26 protein-coding genes and 1 tRNA gene are annotated in these 20,756 nt (G+C 37.8%); 15 read left to right on the top strand and 12 right to left on the bottom strand.

The window, feature by feature from the left end; genetic code table 11:
- Nucleotides 1–64 precede the first annotated feature (64 nt).
- The 6 genes from fbaA to AOB46_RS14555 all read left to right on the top strand — a co-directional run bounded on the left by fbaA (nt 65) and on the right by AOB46_RS14555 (nt 5,282).
- Nucleotides 65–1,135 carry a class II fructose-bisphosphate aldolase gene (fbaA, locus tag AOB46_RS14580; RefSeq protein ID WP_062700630.1) on the top strand — a complete coding sequence of 357 codons (1,071 nt, stop codon included), beginning with the start codon at nt 65–67 and terminating at the stop codon, nt 1,133–1,135.
- A 90-nt stretch (nt 1,136–1,225) separates the two neighbouring features.
- Complete coding sequence (gene accD, locus AOB46_RS14575; RefSeq protein ID WP_062700627.1) at nt 1,226–2,080, top strand: acetyl-CoA carboxylase, carboxyltransferase subunit beta; 855 nt, start codon at nt 1,226–1,228, stop codon at nt 2,078–2,080.
- 54 nt (nt 2,081–2,134) lie between these two features.
- Nucleotides 2,135–2,644, top strand: a complete 510-nt coding sequence (locus AOB46_RS14570; protein WP_062700625.1) for a DUF6973 domain-containing protein — start codon at nt 2,135–2,137, stop codon at nt 2,642–2,644.
- Nucleotides 2,645–2,873: 229 nt separating this feature from the next.
- Complete coding sequence (locus tag AOB46_RS14565; RefSeq protein ID WP_062700623.1) at nt 2,874–4,277, top strand: nucleoside recognition domain-containing protein; 1,404 nt, start codon at nt 2,874–2,876, stop codon at nt 4,275–4,277.
- 12 nt (nt 4,278–4,289) lie between these two features.
- Complete coding sequence (locus AOB46_RS14560) at nt 4,290–4,856, top strand: hypothetical protein (protein ID WP_062700622.1); 567 nt, start codon at nt 4,290–4,292, stop codon at nt 4,854–4,856.
- Between the two features lie 33 nt (nt 4,857–4,889).
- Entirely contained in the window at nt 4,890–5,282 is a 393-nt protein-coding gene (locus AOB46_RS14555) for a hypothetical protein (RefSeq protein ID WP_062700620.1), read from the top strand.
- Between the two features lie 15 nt (nt 5,283–5,297).
- On the opposite strand, the gene AOB46_RS14550 is transcribed toward AOB46_RS14555, so the two are convergent.
- The 4 genes from AOB46_RS14550 to AOB46_RS14535 form a co-directional block, all read right to left on the bottom strand.
- Nucleotides 5,298–6,182: a hypothetical protein gene (locus AOB46_RS14550; protein WP_062700618.1), complete on the bottom strand. Its 885-nt coding sequence runs from the start codon at nt 6,180–6,182 to the stop codon at nt 5,298–5,300.
- A gap of 33 nt (nt 6,183–6,215) precedes the next feature.
- Nucleotides 6,216–6,614 carry an ExbD/TolR family protein gene (locus AOB46_RS14545; protein ID WP_062700617.1) on the bottom strand — a complete coding sequence of 133 codons (399 nt, stop codon included), beginning with the start codon at nt 6,612–6,614 and terminating at the stop codon, nt 6,216–6,218.
- A 9-nt stretch (nt 6,615–6,623) separates the two neighbouring features.
- Nucleotides 6,624–7,328, bottom strand: a complete 705-nt coding sequence (locus tag AOB46_RS14540; protein WP_062700615.1) for a MotA/TolQ/ExbB proton channel family protein — start codon at nt 7,326–7,328, stop codon at nt 6,624–6,626.
- A gap of 173 nt (nt 7,329–7,501) precedes the next feature.
- The gene (locus tag AOB46_RS14535; protein WP_062700613.1) at nt 7,502–7,963 is read right to left on the bottom strand and encodes a hypothetical protein; all 462 of its coding nucleotides are present in this window, start codon (nt 7,961–7,963) and stop codon (nt 7,502–7,504) included.
- Nucleotides 7,964–8,129: 166 nt separating this feature from the next.
- On the opposite strand from AOB46_RS14535, the gene AOB46_RS14530 reads away from it, so the two are divergent.
- The 3 genes from AOB46_RS14530 (at nt 8,130) to AOB46_RS14520 (ending at nt 10,892) form a co-directional block, all read left to right on the top strand.
- Nucleotides 8,130–9,926, top strand: coding sequence for a DUF885 domain-containing protein (locus AOB46_RS14530; RefSeq protein ID WP_062700611.1), 1,797 nt, complete (start codon nt 8,130–8,132; stop codon nt 9,924–9,926).
- Between the two features lie 152 nt (nt 9,927–10,078).
- Nucleotides 10,079–10,525, top strand: a complete 447-nt coding sequence (locus tag AOB46_RS14525) for a DinB family protein (protein WP_185113874.1) — start codon at nt 10,079–10,081, stop codon at nt 10,523–10,525.
- 4 nt (nt 10,526–10,529) lie between these two features.
- Entirely contained in the window at nt 10,530–10,892 is a 363-nt protein-coding gene (locus tag AOB46_RS14520) for a hypothetical protein (RefSeq protein WP_131724388.1), read from the top strand.
- 3 nt (nt 10,893–10,895) lie between these two features.
- Here AOB46_RS14520 and nth read toward each other — a convergent pair whose 3' ends face one another.
- The gene (nth, locus tag AOB46_RS14515) at nt 10,896–11,516 is read right to left on the bottom strand and encodes an endonuclease III (RefSeq protein ID WP_062700608.1); all 621 of its coding nucleotides are present in this window, start codon (nt 11,514–11,516) and stop codon (nt 10,896–10,898) included.
- A gap of 33 nt (nt 11,517–11,549) precedes the next feature.
- Here nth and bcp point away from each other — a divergent pair, with 33 nt between their 5' ends.
- Nucleotides 11,550–11,996 (top strand): thioredoxin-dependent thiol peroxidase, encoded by a 447-nt coding sequence (gene bcp / locus AOB46_RS14510; RefSeq protein WP_062700606.1) that lies wholly within the window; start codon nt 11,550–11,552, stop codon nt 11,994–11,996.
- A 97-nt stretch (nt 11,997–12,093) separates the two neighbouring features.
- On the opposite strand, the gene AOB46_RS14505 is transcribed toward bcp, so the two are convergent.
- From AOB46_RS14505 to AOB46_RS14485, 5 genes are read right to left on the bottom strand one after another with little or no spacing between them, the layout of a single operon-like run.
- Nucleotides 12,094–12,624 carry a GNAT family N-acetyltransferase gene (locus AOB46_RS14505; protein ID WP_062700604.1) on the bottom strand — a complete coding sequence of 177 codons (531 nt, stop codon included), beginning with the start codon at nt 12,622–12,624 and terminating at the stop codon, nt 12,094–12,096.
- Entirely contained in the window at nt 12,596–13,258 is a 663-nt protein-coding gene (locus tag AOB46_RS14500; RefSeq protein WP_062700602.1) for a hypothetical protein, read from the bottom strand. The genes AOB46_RS14505 and AOB46_RS14500 overlap by 29 nt, the downstream gene beginning before the upstream one ends.
- 39 nt (nt 13,259–13,297) lie before the next feature.
- Nucleotides 13,298–14,380: a mannose-1-phosphate guanylyltransferase gene (locus tag AOB46_RS14495; RefSeq protein WP_241489220.1), complete on the bottom strand. Its 1,083-nt coding sequence runs from the start codon at nt 14,378–14,380 to the stop codon at nt 13,298–13,300.
- Nucleotides 14,374–14,973: a SprT-like domain-containing protein gene (locus AOB46_RS14490; protein ID WP_062700600.1), complete on the bottom strand. Its 600-nt coding sequence runs from the start codon at nt 14,971–14,973 to the stop codon at nt 14,374–14,376. Before AOB46_RS14490 ends, AOB46_RS14495 begins: the two co-directional genes overlap by 7 nt.
- Before the next feature lies 1 nt (nt 14,974).
- On the bottom strand, nt 14,975–16,300 hold the full coding sequence (locus AOB46_RS14485; protein WP_062700598.1) for a TolC family protein: 1,326 nt from the start codon (nt 16,298–16,300) through the stop codon (nt 14,975–14,977).
- A 98-nt stretch (nt 16,301–16,398) separates the two neighbouring features.
- Between AOB46_RS14485 and AOB46_RS14480 the strand changes: the two genes are divergently transcribed.
- The 5 genes from AOB46_RS14480 to AOB46_RS14465 all read left to right on the top strand — a co-directional run bounded on the left by AOB46_RS14480 (nt 16,399) and on the right by AOB46_RS14465 (nt 18,721).
- The gene (locus tag AOB46_RS14480; RefSeq protein WP_062700597.1) at nt 16,399–17,643 is read left to right on the top strand and encodes a bifunctional folylpolyglutamate synthase/dihydrofolate synthase; all 1,245 of its coding nucleotides are present in this window, start codon (nt 16,399–16,401) and stop codon (nt 17,641–17,643) included.
- Nucleotides 17,644–17,684: 41 nt separating this feature from the next.
- A tRNA-Val gene (locus AOB46_RS14475) sits at nt 17,685–17,758 on the top strand.
- 18 nt (nt 17,759–17,776) lie between these two features.
- A complete protein-coding gene (locus AOB46_RS14470) occupies nt 17,777–18,091 on the top strand; it encodes a hypothetical protein (RefSeq protein ID WP_131724387.1) in 315 nt (104 codons plus the stop codon).
- Nucleotides 18,092–18,218: 127 nt separating this feature from the next.
- A complete protein-coding gene (locus tag AOB46_RS23120; RefSeq protein ID WP_241489219.1) occupies nt 18,219–18,347 on the top strand; it encodes a DUF3871 family protein in 129 nt (42 codons plus the stop codon).
- A 116-nt stretch (nt 18,348–18,463) separates the two neighbouring features.
- Nucleotides 18,464–18,721: a hypothetical protein gene (locus tag AOB46_RS14465; protein WP_062700593.1), complete on the top strand. Its 258-nt coding sequence runs from the start codon at nt 18,464–18,466 to the stop codon at nt 18,719–18,721.
- Between the two features lie 158 nt (nt 18,722–18,879).
- Here the strand turns inward: AOB46_RS14465 and AOB46_RS14460 are convergent, their stop codons facing one another.
- Together AOB46_RS14460 and AOB46_RS14455 are read right to left on the bottom strand one after the other, a co-directional pair.
- The gene (locus tag AOB46_RS14460; protein ID WP_062700591.1) at nt 18,880–19,785 is read right to left on the bottom strand and encodes a glycosyltransferase family 2 protein; all 906 of its coding nucleotides are present in this window, start codon (nt 19,783–19,785) and stop codon (nt 18,880–18,882) included.
- Entirely contained in the window at nt 19,785–20,756 is a 972-nt protein-coding gene (locus AOB46_RS14455; protein WP_241489218.1) for a glycosyltransferase family 9 protein, read from the bottom strand. Before AOB46_RS14455 ends, AOB46_RS14460 begins: the two co-directional genes overlap by 1 nt.

Below are 20,756 nucleotides of genomic sequence, written 5' to 3'. Positions count from 1 at the left end.
CCTCAAAAATGATTACCTTTACAGGAATTTAAAAACGCCTAATAATAAAAATAAAAAGTAAAACATGAGCAGAATTTTTCCGGCAGGAGTTGCCACAGGTCAGTTAGTTACCGACATTTTTCAGTACGCTAAAGAAAACAAATTTGCACTGCCTGCAGTAAACGTAATTGGTTCTAGCAACATAAACGCTACGATGGAAACTGCAGCAAAATTAAATTCACCTGTTATTATCCAGTTTTCAAATGGAGGAGCTGCCTTTAATGCAGGGAAAGGATTAAGCAATGACGGACAGAAGGCTGCCATCTTAGGAGCAATCGCCGGAGCAAAGCATATTCATACTTTAGCAGAAGCTTACGGAGCAACTGTAATTTTACATACAGACCACTGTGCCAAGAAATTACTACCTTGGATTGACGGATTAATGGATGCCAATGAAGAATTCTTCAAGCAAACCGGAAAATCTCTTTATTCATCTCACATGCTTGATCTTTCTGAGGAATCTTTAGAAGAGAACTTAGACATTTCAGTTCAATATTTTGAAAGAATGGCTAAACTTCAGATGACTCTTGAAGTGGAAATCGGAGTAACAGGAGGTGAAGAAGACGGTGTTGACAATTCAGACGTAGACAATTCAAAATTATACACACAGCCGGAAGATATTGCTTATACCTACGAAAAATTAAAAGCTGTTTCTGATAACTTTACTATCGCTGCCGCTTTTGGTAACGTACACGGAGTTTACAAGCCAGGAAATGTAGTCCTTACACCAAAAATCCTTGACAACTCTCAGAAGTATGTTCAGGAAAAATTCGGAACAGCAGATAAGCCGATCAACTTTGTATTCCACGGAGGTTCTGGTTCTACATTAGAAGAAATCAGAGAGGCCATTGACTACGGCGTAATTAAAATGAATATTGATACTGACCTTCAGTTCGCTTACACAGAAGGGGTTAGAGATTATATGGTAAACAATATTGATTACCTGAGATCACAGATCGGAAACCCTGAAGGAGAAGAAAAACCTAACAAAAAATTCTATGACCCGAGGGTATGGGTAAGAAAAGGAGAGGAAACTTTCTCTACAAGACTGGTAAAAGCGTTTGAAGATTTAAATAACGTAAATACTTTAAAATAAGAACTGTACATTTGTATTAATGTGAAAATATTCATCAGAATACGTTTACATTAATACATTTTTACATTTATACATTAATACTAATATAAAATGGCATTCGACTGGTTTAAAAGAAAAGCAAAAAACATTACCACCTCTACTGATGAAAAAAAGGATGTTCCTAAAGGCCTATGGCACCAGACTCCATCAGGAAAAATAGTGGAACATGATGAACTTAAGAGAAATAATTACGTTTCTCCTGAAGACGGATTTCATGTAAGAATAGGAAGTGCAGAATTTTTTGATATCCTTTTTGACGAAGGTAAGTTCACAGAACTGGATGCCAATGTTGAAAGTATTGATATCCTGAACTTCAAAGATACAAAGCCTTATAAAGACCGTTTAAAGGAAGTAAAAGCCAAAACTAAGCTTACCGACTCCATAAGAAATGCAACAGGAACCGTAAAAGGAACCGAAATGGTTGTTTCATGTATGGACTTTGCTTTCATTGGAGGATCTCTGGGTTCTGTGATGGGTGAAAAGATCAGAAGAGCAGTAGATTATTGTATCGCTAACAAACTTCCGTACATGATCATCTGTCAGTCCGGAGGAGCCAGAATGCAGGAAGCTACCTATTCCCTGATGCAGCTTGCTAAAGTTCAGGCTAAACTAGCTCAGCTTTCAGAAGCCGGACTTTTATACATTGCTTATCTGTGTGATCCTACTTTTGGAGGTATTACCGCTTCCTTCGCAATGACTGCAGATATTATTATGGCTGAACCAGGGGCTCTGATTGGTTTTGCCGGACCTAGAGTAATCCGCGAAACAATCGGAAGAGACCTTCCGGAAGGCTTCCAAACCTCTGAATTCCTGCAGGAAAAAGGATTTGTAGACTTCATTGTTAAAAGAACTGAAATTCAGGATACCGTAGCTAAAACAGTTAATTTATTAGCCGTAAAAGCATAGTACCTGTAACAAAAACAATACAATCTCTCTCTAATTGGGGAGAGATTTTTATTTATGAGGACTTTTAAGATATTTTTCAATACCATCCGGAGTATGAGCTTTAGAAAGATCATGCGTCTTTTATCGCTTGTCCTTCCTCATCCTCTTTTTGCGTTATTAAGCTTTCATGCAACGGTACAGGCTTTTGCCATTGCACAAAAAAAATTTCCTGAAACAGCATCCAGTAACGGAATCGGAAACTCATTCAGACATGCTCTCTGGTGCTGTTTTATCATGATGTACTGCTGTAAAGTTTCTTCCCCCCAAAAAGCCCTGGACTTCTGTAAAAAAATGACCGATTTGCATGAAGAACTCTTCCCCAATAAACCATTGGAAACTAAAATGGATCTGCATAACAACCAAATCGGCATGGATTATTTTATGGAGCTTCTTCCCGGAATTCACCGTCAGTTTTTTGAAAAAAGCTTCTTTATAGAAGGTCTGATTAAAAAAATGGATGAAGCCAAAGTGCTGAAGAATCTTGATGATAACTTTGAGGGATATCTTGTCTATCTCGAAGAATAACTTTGGTTTAACCGCGAAGAAAGGTGGTATTAGGTAAAACTTATGCATATTTGCGGTTTCCAGTAAAAAAACTTTGCGAACCTTGTGATAAAAACAAATGATTTCAAAAAGCTTAAAGCACTCCACAGCCAAATCTTGTTAACTTTATAGAAACTTAGTCGTTTAATTTTTTTTGTGCCTTTTGCAGTTTAAAGTATTTTTAATAAGTTTAAACAATTAAATCAATCAGATGGTTCTCAGCAGAATTTGGTCGGCTTTTATTATCATTGCCATTACCATTGCCAGTATAAAGTACATTTCATCAAACCATTACAGGACCATTTTCAATGATATGGTAGTGGGAAAAGGCGGAGATACAGTTCAGATCGCCTCTCAGCCTATGAACGCTCTCTCTCCTGTTGTTAAGGACAGCCTGATGAAAAAAAATGATTTTGCAGACAGCAGAATTCATTATAAAACAGATTCTTTAAAGCAGAATGTAAAAATTTACCGTGTTCAGGAAGCAGACGGAGTGATAGGAACTTCCGAAACGGCTGTAAAAATCTGTATTGGCCTCATCGGAATTATGACGTTATTCATGGGATTTATGAGTATTGCTGAAAAAGCAGGCGGAATTAACCTTTTAAGCCGTTTTATCCAGCCTTTTTTCTCTAAATTGTTTCCGGACATTCCCAAAAACCATCCGGCTTTCGGACATATGCTGATGAATTTCAGTGCCAATCTTCTCGGCCTGGACAACGCTGCAACACCTTTCGGACTTAAAGCAATGGAAAGTCTTCAGACATTAAATCCCAATAAAGATACAGCCAGCAACTCACAGATTATGTTTCTGTGCCTTCATGCGGGGGGAATGACACTTATTCCTGTATCTATTATTGCCATCAGGGCATCAATGGGCTCCAAAACTCCGACAGATATTTTTCTTCCGTGCATGATCGCTACTTTTGCCGCAACAATGGCAGCCATGATTATTGTTTCGCTGTACCAGAAGATCAACCTTCTCCGTCCGATAGTAATTGCTTATGTAGGCGGGATTTCTGCCATAATCGGACTTCTTGTGCTCTATCTGGTCCGTTTAAGCAAAGATGAGCTGGATGATTTCAGCAAAGTACTTAGTAATGGCCTCATTTTGTTTATTTTCCTTGCGATTGTATTGGGTGCTGTTTATAAAAAGATCAATGTTTTTGATGCCTTTATTGATGGAGCCAAAGAAGGGTTTACCACCTGTGTTAAGATCATTCCTTATCTGGTAGGAATGCTTATTGCGATCTCACTGCTAAGAACTTCCGGTGTTTTTGATGTAATCATTGACGGAATGAAATGGGTAGCCCATACCGCCGGTTTCGATCCGCGATTCGTAGACGGACTTCCTACTGCCCTTATCAAGCCTTTATCCGGTTCGGGAGCCAGAGGAATGATGGTAGATACAATGGCCACATTCGGAGCAGACAGCTTCCAGGGGAAACTGGCAGCCGTGCTTCAGGGAAGCTCAGATACGACGTTTTACGTGATTGCTGTATATTTCGGGGCCGTAGCCGTGAAAAATACGAGATACACCGTAATTGCTATGCTTCTGGCCGATCTGGTAGGGGTTATCACTTCCATCGCGCTGGCTTATCTGTTTTTTGCTTAAAAGTAATATAATATGATCCGTTTATTTACTCTTATCAGCATTGCCCTGTTCTTTATTAGCTGTAAAAATGATAAAGTTGTAAAAGATTCTCATAAACAACAGAATCTCAAAGATTATATTGATTTCCCATATGATAAAGTCATTGCATTTGCAACAGTTAATCCAATGGATTATTATGACGGTAATTTTGATAAAGAACTTGATGTAAAAAAGCTTAAGGATACCATTAGTATAACATTGAATTCAGTTCAGATCAAAAATCTTAATGATATACTTAGCGGAAGGAGAAAACAAGAAAAAGAGGCTACAATGAAAGTGTCCGACTGCTTTTACCCGAGGCATAATATCCTATTTTTAAATCAAGATAAGATTGTGAACCATATTTCCGTTTGTTTTGAATGTAATCAGGTTAAAGGCAGTAAACCTCCGTCAGCAGATATGAAAAATTATCAGGATTTTTTCAGCTCGCTGGGCTTAAAAGTATTTGACAACCCTATTGAACACTCAGAGTACTATGATTCTATTCAGCTTTCACGAAAGAAATCAGGAAAAATAATAAGCCCCGGTTCCGGAACTTAAAATTCAACCCTTAAATCTTAACTTTTAGATAACATGATAACAGATAAAGAATTCACACTAAGGCTGATCCGCCAGCTGACACAAGCACTGGAAAAACTGATTTTAGACAAGCCTGAAGAAAGTTTAATGCAGAAAGAACTGGACTTTGATACGCTGATGAGAGACATCTTCAAAATGACCTTTACCGAAGTTTCTTCAATGACTAAAGAAGAAATGATTACCCTTGTCAGCGAGAAACAGGAAAGGGATCATAAAGATTACTACGAAATGCTGGGAAATCTTTTCTACTTTAAAGGAAAACAAGATCAACACAATGATTTTCTGGATAAGGCCAAAACATTTTATGAAATGTATCTCCAGACCAGCGGTATCTTTGCCCTTCCTGTCATCAACAGAATCAATGAAATAAAAAAAGCACTTGAATAAAGTGCTTTTGTATTTTTAGAATGTTATTTTATAGGTTCCGGTAGAGGATGTGCTTGCTTTTTCAGCTTTTACATACTTTTTAACCCAGGCCACAGATGTTGAAGATACACAGGGATCAGAAATTCCTCCTGCCCTTCTTGCTGAGACTACATTTCCGGCTTTATCAACGGTGTAGGCAATGGTAATGGAACCACTCGCCGTACAGCTGTGTGAAGGTTGTGCTCCTCCTCTTCCCATCGTTCCCGGAATATAGCCGGTCAGTTTTCGGTCAATTCCCACTTTACTGTCTCCGTTTCCGTCTCCGCCTAAAGGGTCTCCTGCATTACCTATTCCCTCTCCTGTCCCCTGGCTTCCGGCTTTTGTACCTCTTCCCCGGATCAGGTTTCCGATGGCAGCATTTCCTTTTCCGTCTCCGTTTCCGGTTTTTGAATTAGCTGTTGTTGCTCCGGATTTTTTAGTCGTTTTTGAAGCGCTCGAACTGGCTGAAGCTTTATTATCCGCTTTCTTGGATTCTTCTTTTTTAGGAACTGCTACTTTAGAATTATTCCCGGTAATGATTTTCTCTTTAACTTCAGCTTTTTTCGGCTCTGGTACAGGCTCTGGTTTCACCACCGTTTTCGTCTCAGGAACAGGCGTTTCTGCAGGTTCCGGAGTTATTTCCTCTGTTGCAGCGGCCAGACTTCCCGGCTGATCGGCAGGCTCTTCAATTCCGTTACCGTTTCTGTTGTCTCCAAAATTGACAAGCATAGTGGTTACCACTTCCGGTTCCTGCTCCAGATTAGGCTTCAGCTTATATAAAAAAACAAAAAGAAGAACAGCAGCCCATATCAGGACAGAAAGCAAAGCACTTTTTATCCGGTCGCGGTTTTCTTCGTTTTTATTTACAGTATAACTTCTCATTTTACAACACATTCCGCCGGTATTCCGGCTTTATTATTTGTCTTTAACCGTTGCAATGGCAACATTGAATTTATGTTTCTCAGCAATTTCCATTGCAAATACAAAGTCTTTATGCAGGGTATTTTCGTCTGCCCTTATGGTGAAAGACTTATTGGTCTGACCTGTTAATTTATTGACAATGACCTGCTCCAGCTGATCTTTGGTTACCGGATTGTCGTCTACATAATAGGATCCGTCCGGTTTGATACTTACTGTTAAAGGATTGGGAATATTGTCTTCAACAGCTCCTGCTTTTGGCAGTTTTACATCAATAGCACTCTGATTGGCTGCAGATGAAGTAATCATAAAGAAGATCAGCATCAACAGGATAACATCAGTCATCGCTGCCAGGCTGAATTCGGGATTTGCTTTATTTCTTCTCTGAATTTTCATACCACAGAATTATAAAGGTTTATTGATAAGGTCTAAAAATTCGCCAGACATATCCTGAGCTTTCAGAACAAATTTATCAATTCTTGTCAGAAGGATATTATAGAAAAAGTTTGCAGGAATTGCGACTGCCAAACCTACAGCAGTCTGCCCTAATGCAGTGTAAATACCTTCTGAAAGTGTTTTGGGGGAGAAAGATCCTGTTGCATGAGAAAGGTTGAAGAATGCAATAATCATCCCGATTACTGTTCCTAAGAGCCCCAACATAGGAGCAATACTCGGTACAACAGCCAGAAGGTTAAGATTCTTTTCCATATTGGCCACTTCTACCTGTGCCTGAGATTCCATAGCGCTTACAATATCAGAAACAGGACGTCCTAATCTTGAAATTCCCTTTTCCAGGATTCTTCCTTCAGGAGAGTTCTGTCTTTTACAGTAATCCACCGCAGACTCTATCTTTCCTTCTTTGATAAAATCCTCGATGTTATCCATGAAATTGGAATCTGTTTTTGAGGTTAACCTTTTAATAAAGAAAAAACGTTCAAAGAACAGGTACAGAGAAAATACACCCAGAGCCAAAACGGTTACCATCACTATTTTAGCGAAAGCTCCTCCGTGGAACATGATCTTCCAAAATGAAAATTCTAAATCGTCTGTTGCAACTGCAGGTGCAGTAATTTGTGCAAATAAAATCTGAGTAAGTTCCGTTAACAGCATTAATGTGAATTTTTATAAAAGTTTTAACGACAAATGTAGTGGAATATTATGAATTGCTTTCTTAAAAAATGCTTAAAAACAACTTAAATTTGTTATAATACATAAACAGCAAATTTCTTTCCAAAAGAGTTTTTGAAAAGAAATCTGGTATAAAATAAGGATGATTGAAGGGTCTAGTCTTCGTCTACTTCAATGTCGTCCTGTTTAAATTCGCATTTTAATCGGAATGGGATCGGCTGATCAGATCCGGTATAGAAGTCATCAATGGTTCCCTTCCAGGTTACCTGAAGTTCTCCTTCTTCATTTTTCTCAAATAGAAGCTCGTTATCATAAATAAAGGCTTCTTCATCATCGAAAAGATCTACTTCAGTATATGTATCTTCTTCTGAATCATTGATCATAATGGTCTTTCCCTCTATTTCTGCTGATTCGATCGGAAAATCGAAGATTTCAAGTGAAAGTTGTGGAAAGTTGTACTGCAGTGAATCATCGTCTACATGATCCAGTCCGTCATCCGTGATCACTTCAACCTCTAGAAAGTGCTGCTGGTTGCTATATACCGCCTTACAATAAGTATTTCTGATATTGTATTTTAGGGTCTCGTCCGGATGGTAAATTTTTAAAATCCCTTTCATTATTTCTTAAAAAAGAGCTGTAATAATATGATTGTTAAACGTTTTAGACAAAGATAAAAAATTGATCTTAAGTTGAAAATATTTTGAAAATTATTTTTTTAAATCATTCATCAATTATCCTGTATATCTCAATAATACTTACTTTTGTTTCCTAAAGATTTTGAAAATGAAAAACATTTTATCAAAAAGCATTTTAGGACTGGGTCTGGTGATAGGACTTGCTTCGTGCAAAAAATCAGACTCTCCCCTGACGAAGGTGACCCCTACCAACTTGGACTCTATTGCCGCCAATTATTATGAACAGGCTCTTAAATTATATCCTCTGGAAGCTACCTCTCAGGGAGACCTGCGATATAATGACCAGCTTCCCATCAACATTGATAAAGATTTTATCTCCGGTGAGATCGCATTTTACAATTCGGTGCAGAAACAGCTGGAAAGCGTAGATTATAAAGGGCTTTCGGATGAAGATAAAGTGGTATATGATGTGCTGGATTATACTTTAAAAGATAAAACCGAAGCTTATGCATATCATCCTGAATATATCCCTTTTACACAGTTTGGCGGACTGCCACTGACTTTTCCTCTCTATGGAAGCGGTGAAGGCAGCCAGCCATTCAAAACAGAAAAGGACTACAGCGACTGGCTGAAAAGAATGGAAAAGTTTCCTGAATGGATGAATACTGCTACAGAAAATTTCCGTGAAGGAATCAGCAATAAAATAGTTCTTCCCAAAAAGCTGGTGGTAAAAATGATCCCGCAAATGAAAGCTGAAGAGATTACCACTCCCGATATGGAAAAAAATATTTTCTACGGACCTATCCGAAAGTTCCCGAAGAACTTTACCAAGGAGCAGAAAGATAAGTTCAGTGCACAGTATAAAGAGATCATCACCAAAAAGATTATTCCCGCCTATACCAAAATGGGAGTTTTCCTGGAGAAAGAATATCTTCCAAAGGCAAGAGATACCGATGGCTATAACAGTCTTCCTAATGGAAATGAAATTTACAGATATTATACAAAAAGCTGGACTACCACTAAGAAAAGCCCTGAAGAAATCAACAAAATCGGACTTCAGCAGGTGGCTATGCTCCGTGCTGAAATGGAAAAAGTGAAGCAGCAGTTAGGATTTTCAGGAACTTTGGAAGAGTTCATCAATTTCGTAAAAACAGATCCGAAGGCAATGCCTTATAAAACATCTAAGGAGGTTCTGAATGGATTCAATGGTATTTTGACGAAGATTACGCCGAAACTGAAAACCATGTTCAGTGTCACGCCCAAAACGAAGTTTGAAATCAGACAGACCGAGAAATTCAGAGAAGCCAGCGCCAGTGCAGAATATATCCAGGGAACTCCGGACGGGAAAAGACCGGGAATATTCTATATGCCGCTTCCTGATCCTTCCAAGTTCAATGTAACTTCAGGAATGGAATCTCTTTTCCTTCATGAAGCTATTCCGGGCCACCATTATCAGGTTTCTCTTCAGCAGGAAAACACAAAACTTCCTAAATTCATGAGATTTGGCTGGTTTGGTGCTTACGGTGAAGGCTGGGCTCATTACTGTGAAACATTAGGTCCTGAATTTGGTCTGTACACCGACCCTTACCAGAAAATGGGTTATCTGAGCGATCAGATGCTGAGAGCAGTAAGGCTGGTGGTAGATACCGGAATTCATACCGGAACAATGACCAGAGAAGAAGCCATTAAATATTTCCTAAGCAATATCTCTTACGATGAAGCCAGCGCAACCGCTGAAGTGGAAAGATATATGGCCATGCCGGGACAGGCTCTGGGCTACAAAATTGGTTCTTTAAAAATCCGTGAGCTGAGACATAAGTATCAGAAAGAGCTGGGTACAAAATTCAGTCTGGCAAGCTTCCATGATGAAGTATTAAGCCAGGGATGCCTGCCACTGGATGTATTAGACCGAAAGATGAAGCTTTGGGCTAAGAAACAGAAATAAAGAAATATAAAAAATGGGACATTGATGATGCTCCCATTTTTTATGTTTTTCAAAGGAATTTCAAAATTTTATAGTTTTAGCAGCAATTATTCAGAGGAAAGAAATCTAAACTGATCTTCATCAATAATTAAAAAACCATAATACAGTAAAACATGATCATAGAAAGCCTACAATCTCTTTATAACAGAGATTTAAATAAATTAAAAACAGAAATCGAAGCGTATCAGCATGAAGCTGTGATCTGGAAAACGGATCAAAACATCTCCAATTCTGCGGGAAACTTATGTCTCCATCTTATTGGAAACCTTAATCATTTCATAGGCGCATGCCTTGGTAACACGGGTTACATCAGAAACCGGGATCTTGAATTTTCATTAAAAAACATTCCCAAAACAGAACTTACTGAAAAAGTTGAGGCAACATTGACCATGATTAACCATGTTCTCAGCCAATTAACTCCGGAAGACCTTGAAAAGGAATACCCTCTTGTTGTTTTTGAAGATAAAATGACGACAGGATACTTTCTGATCCACCTGATTACCCATCTGGATTATCATCTTGGGCAGATTAATTATCACAGAAGATTACTTGATATATAAAAGCATGAAAAAAGAATTTATCCCCGTCATCAATAGATCCTGTTTTGAAGAAGTGATCTTGAAAAAACAAGGAAACGAAGGAAATAACACGCTGGTCGTCAACACCATTGATGAAAAAATTAAGAATACAGATATTTATACCGGCTTTATTAATCTTTGCCGGGAATTCAATATTGAAGTTGAAAGTTTTATACAGGATGATTTCTGCCATGTTGTTATTTCAACAAACGGCTGGGGATCTCTTTCTATGGAATATGAAGATCCGCTTACAGACATCAGTACCGATCTGGCTACTGCTCTGTACAGAGAATTGTTTACACAGATCAGAAAGCAGGATTTTGTACAAAAAAGCTTACCGAAGCAATAATTTTTATTTCTCAAACATCATCTTCGTGATAAAATCTTTTTCACCCTTTCCTCTTGCAGGAGAATATTCTCTGCCATAGAAAATGATCTGAAGATGGAGTTTATTCCATACTTCTTCCGGGAATAGTTTCTTGGCATCTTTTTCCGTTTCCACCACATTTTTTCCTGAGGTAAGCTTCCATTGGGTCATAAGACGGTGAATGTGTGTATCTACCGGAAAAGCAGGAAAACCAAATCCCTGACTCATGACAACGGATGCGGTTTTATGCCCTACGCCAGGAAGTGCTTCTAATTCCTCGTAAGTCTGCGGAACGATACCGTTATGCCTTTCAAGTAAAAGTTCGGCCATTCTTTTCAGGTTTTTGGCTTTTGTATTGGACAGCCCTATTTCTTTGATGAGTTCTTTAATCTCATGTTCTTCCAGCCTGGCCATTCTTTGCGGTGTTCCGGCTACGGCAAAAAGATCAGGAGTGACCTGGTTTACTTTTTTATCCGTTGTCTGGGCAGAAAGTGCCACAGCAACCATTAATGTATACGGATCCGTATGATCCAGCGGAATAGGTGTTGTAGGATATAACTTTTCTAATTCCTGCTGAACAAGCTCAGCTCTTTGCTTTTTTGTCATGTAACCCTTAAATTTGAACAAAAATAAATCATTATGTTGAAAGTTGGAGACAAATTACCTGAATTTGAAGGGGTAAATCAGGATGAAAAAACAATATCCTCAGCAAAATTAATCGGAAAAAAGCTGGTTGTTTTCTTTTATCCGCAAGCTAATACTCCGACCTGTACTGTAGAAGCCTGCAACCTGAGCGACAATTATGCCAAGCTTAAGAAAGCAGGATTTCAGCTTTTAGGAGTAAGCGGAGATACCGTGAAAAAGCAGAAAAACTTTCACAGTAAATTTGCTTTTCCTTATGACCTCATCGCTGATGAAAGCCATGATATCATCGAAAAATTCGGAGTATGGCAGGAGAAAAAAACATTCGGAAAAACCTATATGGGAATTGTAAGGACCACTTTTATTTTTGATGAAAACGGGATTTGTACAAGAGTGATTGAAAAGGTTACTTCGAAAACGGCTGCCGAGCAAATTTTAGAGTAATTGCAGTAATAGTAATATAAAAAATAAGGTTCCGGTAAATATCAGTTTCGAGCTGCCTGTGGCAGCCCGAAACTGATATTTATCTCATAAAAATAATTCATTCCGTTTCGTAATACAGCAGTTCATCATCATCATCCGGAAGCGTTACGTATCCTTTGAGCTGAAGCCCCAGCTTTTCGATCAGTTTCTGGGAAGAAAAATTATCTTTCGAGGTAATGGCAGAGATTTTCGTCAATCCGAAATCATCCATTCCTATAGATTTTACCTTTACAGCGGCTTCATAAGCGTATCCTTTACCTTCAAACTCTTCCAGCAGCGAAAATCCTATATCTGCTACATCCAGCCCTTCTCTTTCAAAGATTCCTATTCCGCCTATTTTTTTGCTTCCTTCCTTGGTAATAATTGCATAATTTCCGAAGCCCAGTTTTTCAAACTGAGGTAAAAATCTGTTCCTGATATAGTCTTCTGCATCATCAGGTGTCTTGATATGACGGTCTCCGATATACCTGATAAACTTGGGTGTGTTGTACAATTCAAAGATGAGGTCGCGGTCTTCCAGAGACATCGGGCGAAGAATCAGCCTTTCCGTTTCGTAGGTTTTATTTTTTGCTTGATTTTTTAGGGTCATCTTTCGGTTCTTCTTTTTTCTGAGTTTTCAAAAGCCTTGGATTATTCGGACACCTCTTATTGTAAAGTTCAATATAGGTTCCGTTGTCTTTTATACTGGAAATAACACCAGTAGACTTATTAACAGTGAGGGTATAATGCGTCTTTTGGTAAGGACATTCTTTGGACGTCAGTTTTCCAAGATCAAGATAATAGTTTGAAGAATCTTCATAATAATTTCCGGCAATATCTGTAAATTCTTCGTCTACCATATAATCACCTGCAGTAAGTAAAATAGCAGCTTCTTCGGCATTATCAATTTTTCCCACAAACTTTCTCAGCCCCTCCAGATCAGTTATATAATTCATTTTCCCTCCCGCAGAATAGGCAATATAATAAAAGCTGTTTTCACTTGGAAACAGATTAAATCCCGAAAATTGCGGGGTATATTCCATCTTTCCTCCGGATTTCTTTATTTCCTGATTTTTTCCATAGCTGTTGTAAACCAGTACCCATGAATCTATTTTATCATTGGGAGTAACATGCTGTAAAATATTGGAAATACTGGAAAATTTTATTTTTTTCCCTTGGGCATACCCAAGAACTCCCAGAAACAAAAAAATAAAAGCGATGATTCGTGTTGCTGTTTTTATCATAATTTCAAAATCAACAGAAAGTATACCAACTTATATATTTTACATGAACTTATCTCCTTTCTTAAAGCTTTTTAGATCAAGGACATAGTCTTTAATCAGCTGATCATTATCTCTTGGACAAATCAGCAGTGCCTTATCTGTATCTACCACTATATAATTTTCAAGACCGTCAATGATAACCGCTTTATTATTATTTTTCAGACGGATGATATTTCCTTTTGAGTTATAAGCCAGTAAATGTTTCAGCTTTACAGCATTCCCGTCCTTATCTTTCTCTGTGTTCTCGTACACGGAAGTCCAGGTTCCTAAGTCGCTCCATCCCAGATCAGAAGGGATAACATAAACATTCTTAGCTTTTTCTAATATCCCGTTATCAATGGAGATTTTCTGAACTTTCGGGTAAATGAGTTCAATACAGTTATTTTCTTTCTCAGAATTATACTCACAGGCCATAAAATGCTGCATCATTTCAGGAAGATACATTTCAAAAGCATGATGAATACTTTTTACATTCCAGATAAATATTCCGGCATTCCACAGAAAGTCTCCGCTTTCCAGGAAGCTTTGGGCAATTTCCAGAATGGGCTTTTCGGTAAATGTTTTTACTTTAAAATATTCTGATCCTTTCTTTTCTACAAACTGAATATATCCGTACCCTGTATCAGGTCTTGTAGGAGTAATTCCCAGCGTTACAAGATAGTCGTTCTTTGATGCCAGGTCGAAGGCCAGCTCTACTTTCTCTAAAAATGTTTCTTCCTTCAGAATCAGGTGATCTGCCGGCAGCACAATCATAGTAGCGTCGGGGTTTATTTCAGCAATTTTATTGGCCATGTACAGATTACATGCCGCTGTATTTTTCATCAGAGGCTCACCCACAATATTTTCTTCAGGAATTTCCGGAAGCTGCTGATGGGAAAGCGCTACATATTCTTTATTCGTAATCACGAATATATGCTCTTTAGGGATTATCCTGCTGATTCTGTCATACGTCTGCTGAATCATAGTGCGTCCTGTCCCTAAAATATCCTGAAACTGTTTTGGAAATTTCTGCGTACTCATTGGCCAGAACCGGCTTCCGATTCCTCCCGCCATAATAACGCAGTATCTATCTGATTTTAACATTCTTGCCTACATTTTTCAACCCTAGCCAAAGGCTTGAAAGAATACTTCCTTCCAGTAGCCAGATTCTTACAAAGATAGTTTTTTTTAATCAGACCTTCTAATAAATACTTTTCGTTGCGGTACATAAAAAAATCTCCTTTTTGAAGTTCTTCAATGAAATAAAGCCTATCATCCTGTTTTTCAGTATGAAAATATCTTACCAGATCAGGACTCGCCATAAAATTAGCCTTTGGAGATTTTGAAAACTTTACGATAATAGGCTTCAGTTCATCATCATACACTTCAAGGCTTTCAAGAAGCATATTCCTGAAAACTTCTTTCCATTCGCTTCCATGCGGAGAGATTCTTCTTCCGTATTTTTCAAAGGCAATCAAATGAGCCAGTTCATGGGTAAGAACGAAGAAAAAAAGCGGTGGTGTAAGGGTTGAGTTTACGGTTATTTCATGGGAGTTATCCGGCAGTTTTCTGTAATCTCCTAATTTGGAATTTCTGTTGCGTGTTACTTTTATATGAATATAATGATCTGAAAACCAAATTTTTAAATATTTAAGCGTATTTTGAGGTAAATATTTTTCTAATGATTGGATTGGCATTTTATAAACTTAATGGAACTCCCGCATAGAAACTCAACATTTTAAGGCTGAAAAGATAGTTGTATTTTGCCTGTGCAACTGATCCCTGTGCGTTTGCATAATTATTTCTGGCAACATTTACGTCATAAATCGTTGTTCTTCCTGCAGCATAGCTTTTATCGGCAAATTCTAAAGCCAGCCTGGTACTCTTCTCTGCTTCTACAGCCGCCAGATAGGTTTCATAATTAGCATCTGCATCAAACTGAGCTTTCTGTACATTCTGTCTCACGGTCTGCTTCTGCTGGTTCAGTGTATTTTTAGCAATACTTTCATTAATTTTTGACTGCTCTACCTGTAATTTTGTTATCCCTTTATTAAAAATAGGAACATTCAGGGATAATCCGACATTTTGTCCGAACTGATCACTGTATTGCTGGAAAAACCCTGGTTGAGAAACTCTTTCCTGCCCTTTTGAAATTTGATAATTATAGAAAGTGCTAAGCCCGGCACTGGCCGTTAGTGTAGGCCAGAAAGCCGTTTTACTCACTTCTGTCTGAGCTTCTGCAGATCTTATCCTGCTTTCTGCGGCTTTAATCTGCGGTTGTATTTCATAGGCAGTGGTAAGAACCTCATCTGCTGTCATCAACGGTGAATCTAACGTTTCAGGAACATTTACATTTTCCACATCAAAATCCTTATACTCAGGGAGCTGTAAAAGCTGTGCAATGGCAAATAATGCTCTTCCCACCTCAATTTCAGCTTTCTTAAGATTCTGTTTTTCTCTTGCCAGCGCAGCTTCTGCTTCAGCTAAAACGGTTTGAGCTGTTGTTCCCACCTCCGTTGTTATTTTAGCTCTGTCATATTGCTTTTGAGCATTTTCCAACGCACTTTGAGAAATCTTAACAATCTCCTTATTCAAAAGAGCAGTCAGATATTGTTGGGCAATCTGAAGAGAGATATCGTTTTTAATTGTTTCAATATCATATTGACTGGCTTCTACATCAAACTGAGCTTTCCTCACGCTTTTTTCCAGCCTCCCGTTATTATAGACCAATATATCCGCTCCAATTCCCACACTGTTGTTGAATCTGTCGTTTCTGAAACTTCCTGCACCTAGAGACGCCTGTCCGAAGCTTACCCCGTTTGACATATTAGCTGACAAAGTGGGCAGATACTCTTTTTTAGCAATTTTAAGGCTGGCATCCTGTGATTGTTTGTTATACTGATTTTGGATAACCTGAAGATTATGCTCCACCGCATAGTCTACACATTCTTTTAAGGACCATTTCTTCTGGGCACTCAATCCCAGGCAGCTTAATCCAAAAACGATAATCCAAACTTTTTTCATATTAAGAATTTTCCATATTAGACGTATCAAATATAAAAAAGTTACAGTTTAAAAAAATTATTGTTTCATGTTATTAAAACTTTTGAGAATTTTGTATTATGACAAATGAACAATATCAGGAAGCTGTTGACTGGCTTTTCGTACAGGCTCCCAATTATCAGATCGACGGCCAGAAGGCATATAAACCAGGCCTGGACAATATTACCAGACTATGTAACTTCTTTGGCAACCCTCAGAATAAAATACAATGCATTCATATTGGAGGAACCAATGGAAAGGGATCTTCAAGCAACATGCTCGCTTCTGTACTTCAGGAAGCCGGATATAAGGTGGGATTATACAATTCTCCTCATCTTATTGACTTCACTGAACGCATTAAAGTGAACGGAACTAACTGTGATAAGGTGTTTGTTTATGAATTTATCCAAAAGCTTAAAAACCTTCCGGAAGATATCCGTCCTTCGTTTTTTGAGTTTACCACGATCATGGCTTTTGAATATTTTCATCAGAAACAGGTAGATTTTGCCATTATTGAAGTAGGCCTGGGAGGAAGACTGGATTCTACGAACATTATAAAACCCCTGGTTTCTGCTATTACCAACGTTCAGCTGGACCATCAGGATATTCTGGGAGACACTGTTGAAAAAATTGCAGCAGAAAAGGCAGGTATTATCAAAAGCGGTACTCCTGTAGTTTCCGGTGATGAAAATGAAACGGTAAAAAGTATTATCCAGAACAAAGCCATTGAAGAAAAAGCACCTTTTATTGATGCGACTGCTATACAAACCAGTCTCAGATCTGATCTTCAGGGAAGTTACCAGCAGAAAAATATCCGTGTTGTACTTGCTCTTATCTCAGAATTAAAAAAACTGAATATCTCTATTTCTGATGAAAATATTAAACTGGGGTTATTGAATGTTCATAAAAATACAGGATTCATCGGCCGATGGTATGAGTTTTCTAAAAATCCGCTTACAATTTGTGATACGGGACACAATCAGGCAGGATTAGAGTATGTTTTTTCACAGCTTAATACTATCGACAGACATAAGCATGTCATTTTGGGGTTTGTGAATGATAAAAAAATAGATGAAGTAATGGCGCTTCTTCCGGAAAATTCTGAGTTTTATTTTGCCAAACCATCCATTAACAGGGGAAGACATCCTCTGGATTATGAAAATCTGCTTCAGGAGGCAAAAATTTTTTATAAAATTTTTGATTCAGTACAGGATGCGTATCTCGCTGCAAAAGAACGATGTACAGAGGAGGAAATGATTTTCATCGGCGGAAGTAACTTTGTTGTTGGAGAATTTTTAGAAAAAAATTTGCAATTATCCGAATAAGTCGTATATTTGCACCACTCTAATCGAGGAAACGAAGATAAGGTTCTTAGCTCAGTTGGTTCAGAGCATCTGGTTTACACCCAGAGGGTCGGGGGTTCGAATCCCTCAGGACCCACAGAAATCTCTCAAATTTTTGGGAGATTTTTTTTGTTTTTCAATACGTGAGAATAACTTAATGAATAATCCGGAGTATGTAAGGGAACTCTTTCAAAAAGAAGGCTACTATGCTGAATTTAAGCAGTTCAACAATGACGCAGAAAGAATTTTGTTTTGCGGCATCAAGGACCACACATTTATCATAAAGCCTGGAAGGGAATTTTATTTGAAAATATCTGAAGGCAGATATAATATTCAATATTCTGAGGCCCAGCTAGGATTGGAAAAAGACTTTACAGACCTTGAAGCATTAATTAAATTTGTACAGCAGCTCTTCCCAATAGAAAAATAGCATTGATTTTTATTTATAAAACCCACAAAACCAGCTGGTTTTAATCCACAAAATAAATCCAAGCCTCTTTAGTTTTGAAGAAATTTCTAATCTTTGAGATACCTATAATCTCTTTACATAGGCTAATATGAGCAACTATATAGATACTTTCCTAAATTTGAATGCCTTTGAATTTTCAAAGGGTATTCAGAAAGCACTCAATGGTAGTTCAGATTATCATTGGTTTTTGAGTTCGTTTTTTAACCCACATCATTAATTTGAGGTCGGTTATCTATTTTAAAATCATAATAAAACTGAAAATATACTTTATCTTTAACCAATCTGTATTGAAAATCACCAAAATTCCACATTCTTCCACACCAATGATTAATTATGGACTATAAAGAGATTTCAGAAAAACTAGAAGAATTAGGCTATACCACTCAGTATCATAATCTTATTAATTCATTAACAGTTGGCATTCCAGAAAATGGAAATTTTAAGCTGGATTCAATATTTAGAATAGAGAAAAATGGTGATAAAATGAATGTTAATTATTTCACTGGGCAAGTTCCTGTTGAGAAAGAATTTAAAGCCATTGAAGAGCTTCTTAAGTTTGTGAGACAAGTTTTTCCTATAGAAGAAAGCTAACCTTAATATTTCTAAACAGAACCATTCTTTGCTGTAATTCAAGAATGGTTTTCTTTTTCATACCTTATACATTTCCTCATTCAACACCTAAACTTATTCCTAACTCTCTGAAAAAAACTTTATCAAAAATAAATTTCAGAGAGCTTATTCTCACGTGATTACCCCTTCATCTTCTTAAAAAGCAGCCCCAGCTTATAAATATCAAGATACCTGAGACTGACATTTCCTTTTAAAAGAGTTTCCTTTACTATTTTCAACCCCCTGTTCCCTAATAAAACCCTGATAAAAAAAGCAAACGGCGTTTTATAAAGCTTAACATACAGTCTCACCAGCTTAACTTCAGTCAGTTTAGGCCGGAGATTTTTATCTTTAAGCATTTTAGCCAGGCTTTCTACAGATTCATCTACTTTTCCCAGATACACACGATTGCTTTCCAGATCATTATTCAGGATCGGGTTATCAATATGGTCTATTTTTACTTTTTCAGACTTCAGTTCCATGGCAAAAAGGAGGTCTTCATAGCCGTATTTTTGAAAATCAGGATGGAAATTCACTTTTTTAAAGACCTCTTTTTTGATGATAAAATTATTTGTCTGAAAGCTTAAATAAGGTTTATTCCGGCGCAAATCAACCGGCAGATTCTCTCTTTCTACCGCAAACTTCCATCTCAGGTAGTGCTCAGGGTCTGAAGCAGTTTTTGGGGCATTCCTACCACCGTAAATAACAGCAGCTTCCGGATTCCCTTGTATAAAGCATATATAATTCTTTAAGAAGTTTTTATCTGTAATCTTACCGTCGCAGTCCAGAAACAACAGATACTCCCCTGCTGTATGTTGATAAAAAAGATTCCGGATCCGGGATCTTCCTATATTTTCTTCAAGGAAAATAAAATTCTCCACCTTATTTTGAAGGCTTTGATTGACTTTCCTGTAATCAACACCGGAAGCATCGTCAATAAGGATAATTTCTGCATCAATATCATTCCTTCCGATCTCGCTTTTCAAATCAGAAACAAGTTCACAGACATCAAAGTTATAAACAGGAATACATACGGAAAGTTTCATTATAGCTGAATTTTTTCGACGATCTTCTGAACATCCAGTTCTTCAAGACATGCCCAGTCCCCGCGATAACATTCTTTATCACCAAAAACAGAACAGGGTCTGCAGGTAAGATCTTTTACCTGAACCACATCTTCTTCGTGCTGTCCAAAGCCCAGAAACCCAGCATAGGGATGTGTTGCCCCCCACACAGAAACACATCGGGTTCCCATTAAACTGGCCAGATGCATGTTGGCAGAATCCATAGAAATCATCAGCTCTAATTCTGAAATTTTTTTCAGTTCTTCTGTAAGACTTAATTTTCCTGAAAGACTTTTGGTATTCGGGATCTCTTTTTCCCATTTTTCAAGCGTTTCAGTTTCTTTTTTACCTCCACCAAAAAAGTATACTGTATGTTTTTGAGCTAATATTCTTACCAGTTCGTATGATTTTTCCAAAGGAAGCATTTTTCCTTTATGCTGGGCAAAAGGAGCAAAACCTATTCCCTCTTTCGGGCCCGGAGCAGGTCTCAGCTGATTGGAAAGCTTTACAGGAAAACCCATATTACGGAAAACATCAGCATAACGCTCAACCGTTCTCTTCAGCTGTACTTTATTCAGGTTCCAGACATCGGTAAGCTCTTCTTTTTCTTCTTTTCCTTTATCTATTTTAAAAACTTTAAGACCTCTCCTTCTGTAAATACGGTCAAGAATTTTGGTTCTGATCACGTCATGGAGATTGGCGATAAGATCAGGATTAAACTCCTTCATTAATTCATGAGCCAGCCTTCTTAAGCCAAAAAAACCTTTATAATCATCCAGATCAATTCCTTTGAAGGTAACATTGGGAATTCCGGTAAATAAGCTTTCAAAATTTTTTCTGGAAACCATAATGATCTCCACATCGGGATTTTGTTCCAGAAATTCTCTGAAAACAGGAACTGTCATGGCAACATCGCCAAAAGCCGAAAAACGATATGCTAAAATTCTGGTCAC

This window comes from Chryseobacterium indologenes (genome assembly GCF_001295265.1).
Lineage (GTDB): Bacteria > Bacteroidota > Bacteroidia > Flavobacteriales > Weeksellaceae > Chryseobacterium > Chryseobacterium indologenes_A.
Note: the sequence above shows the minus strand (reverse complement) of the source record. Positions and strands in the feature narration are given on the sequence as shown.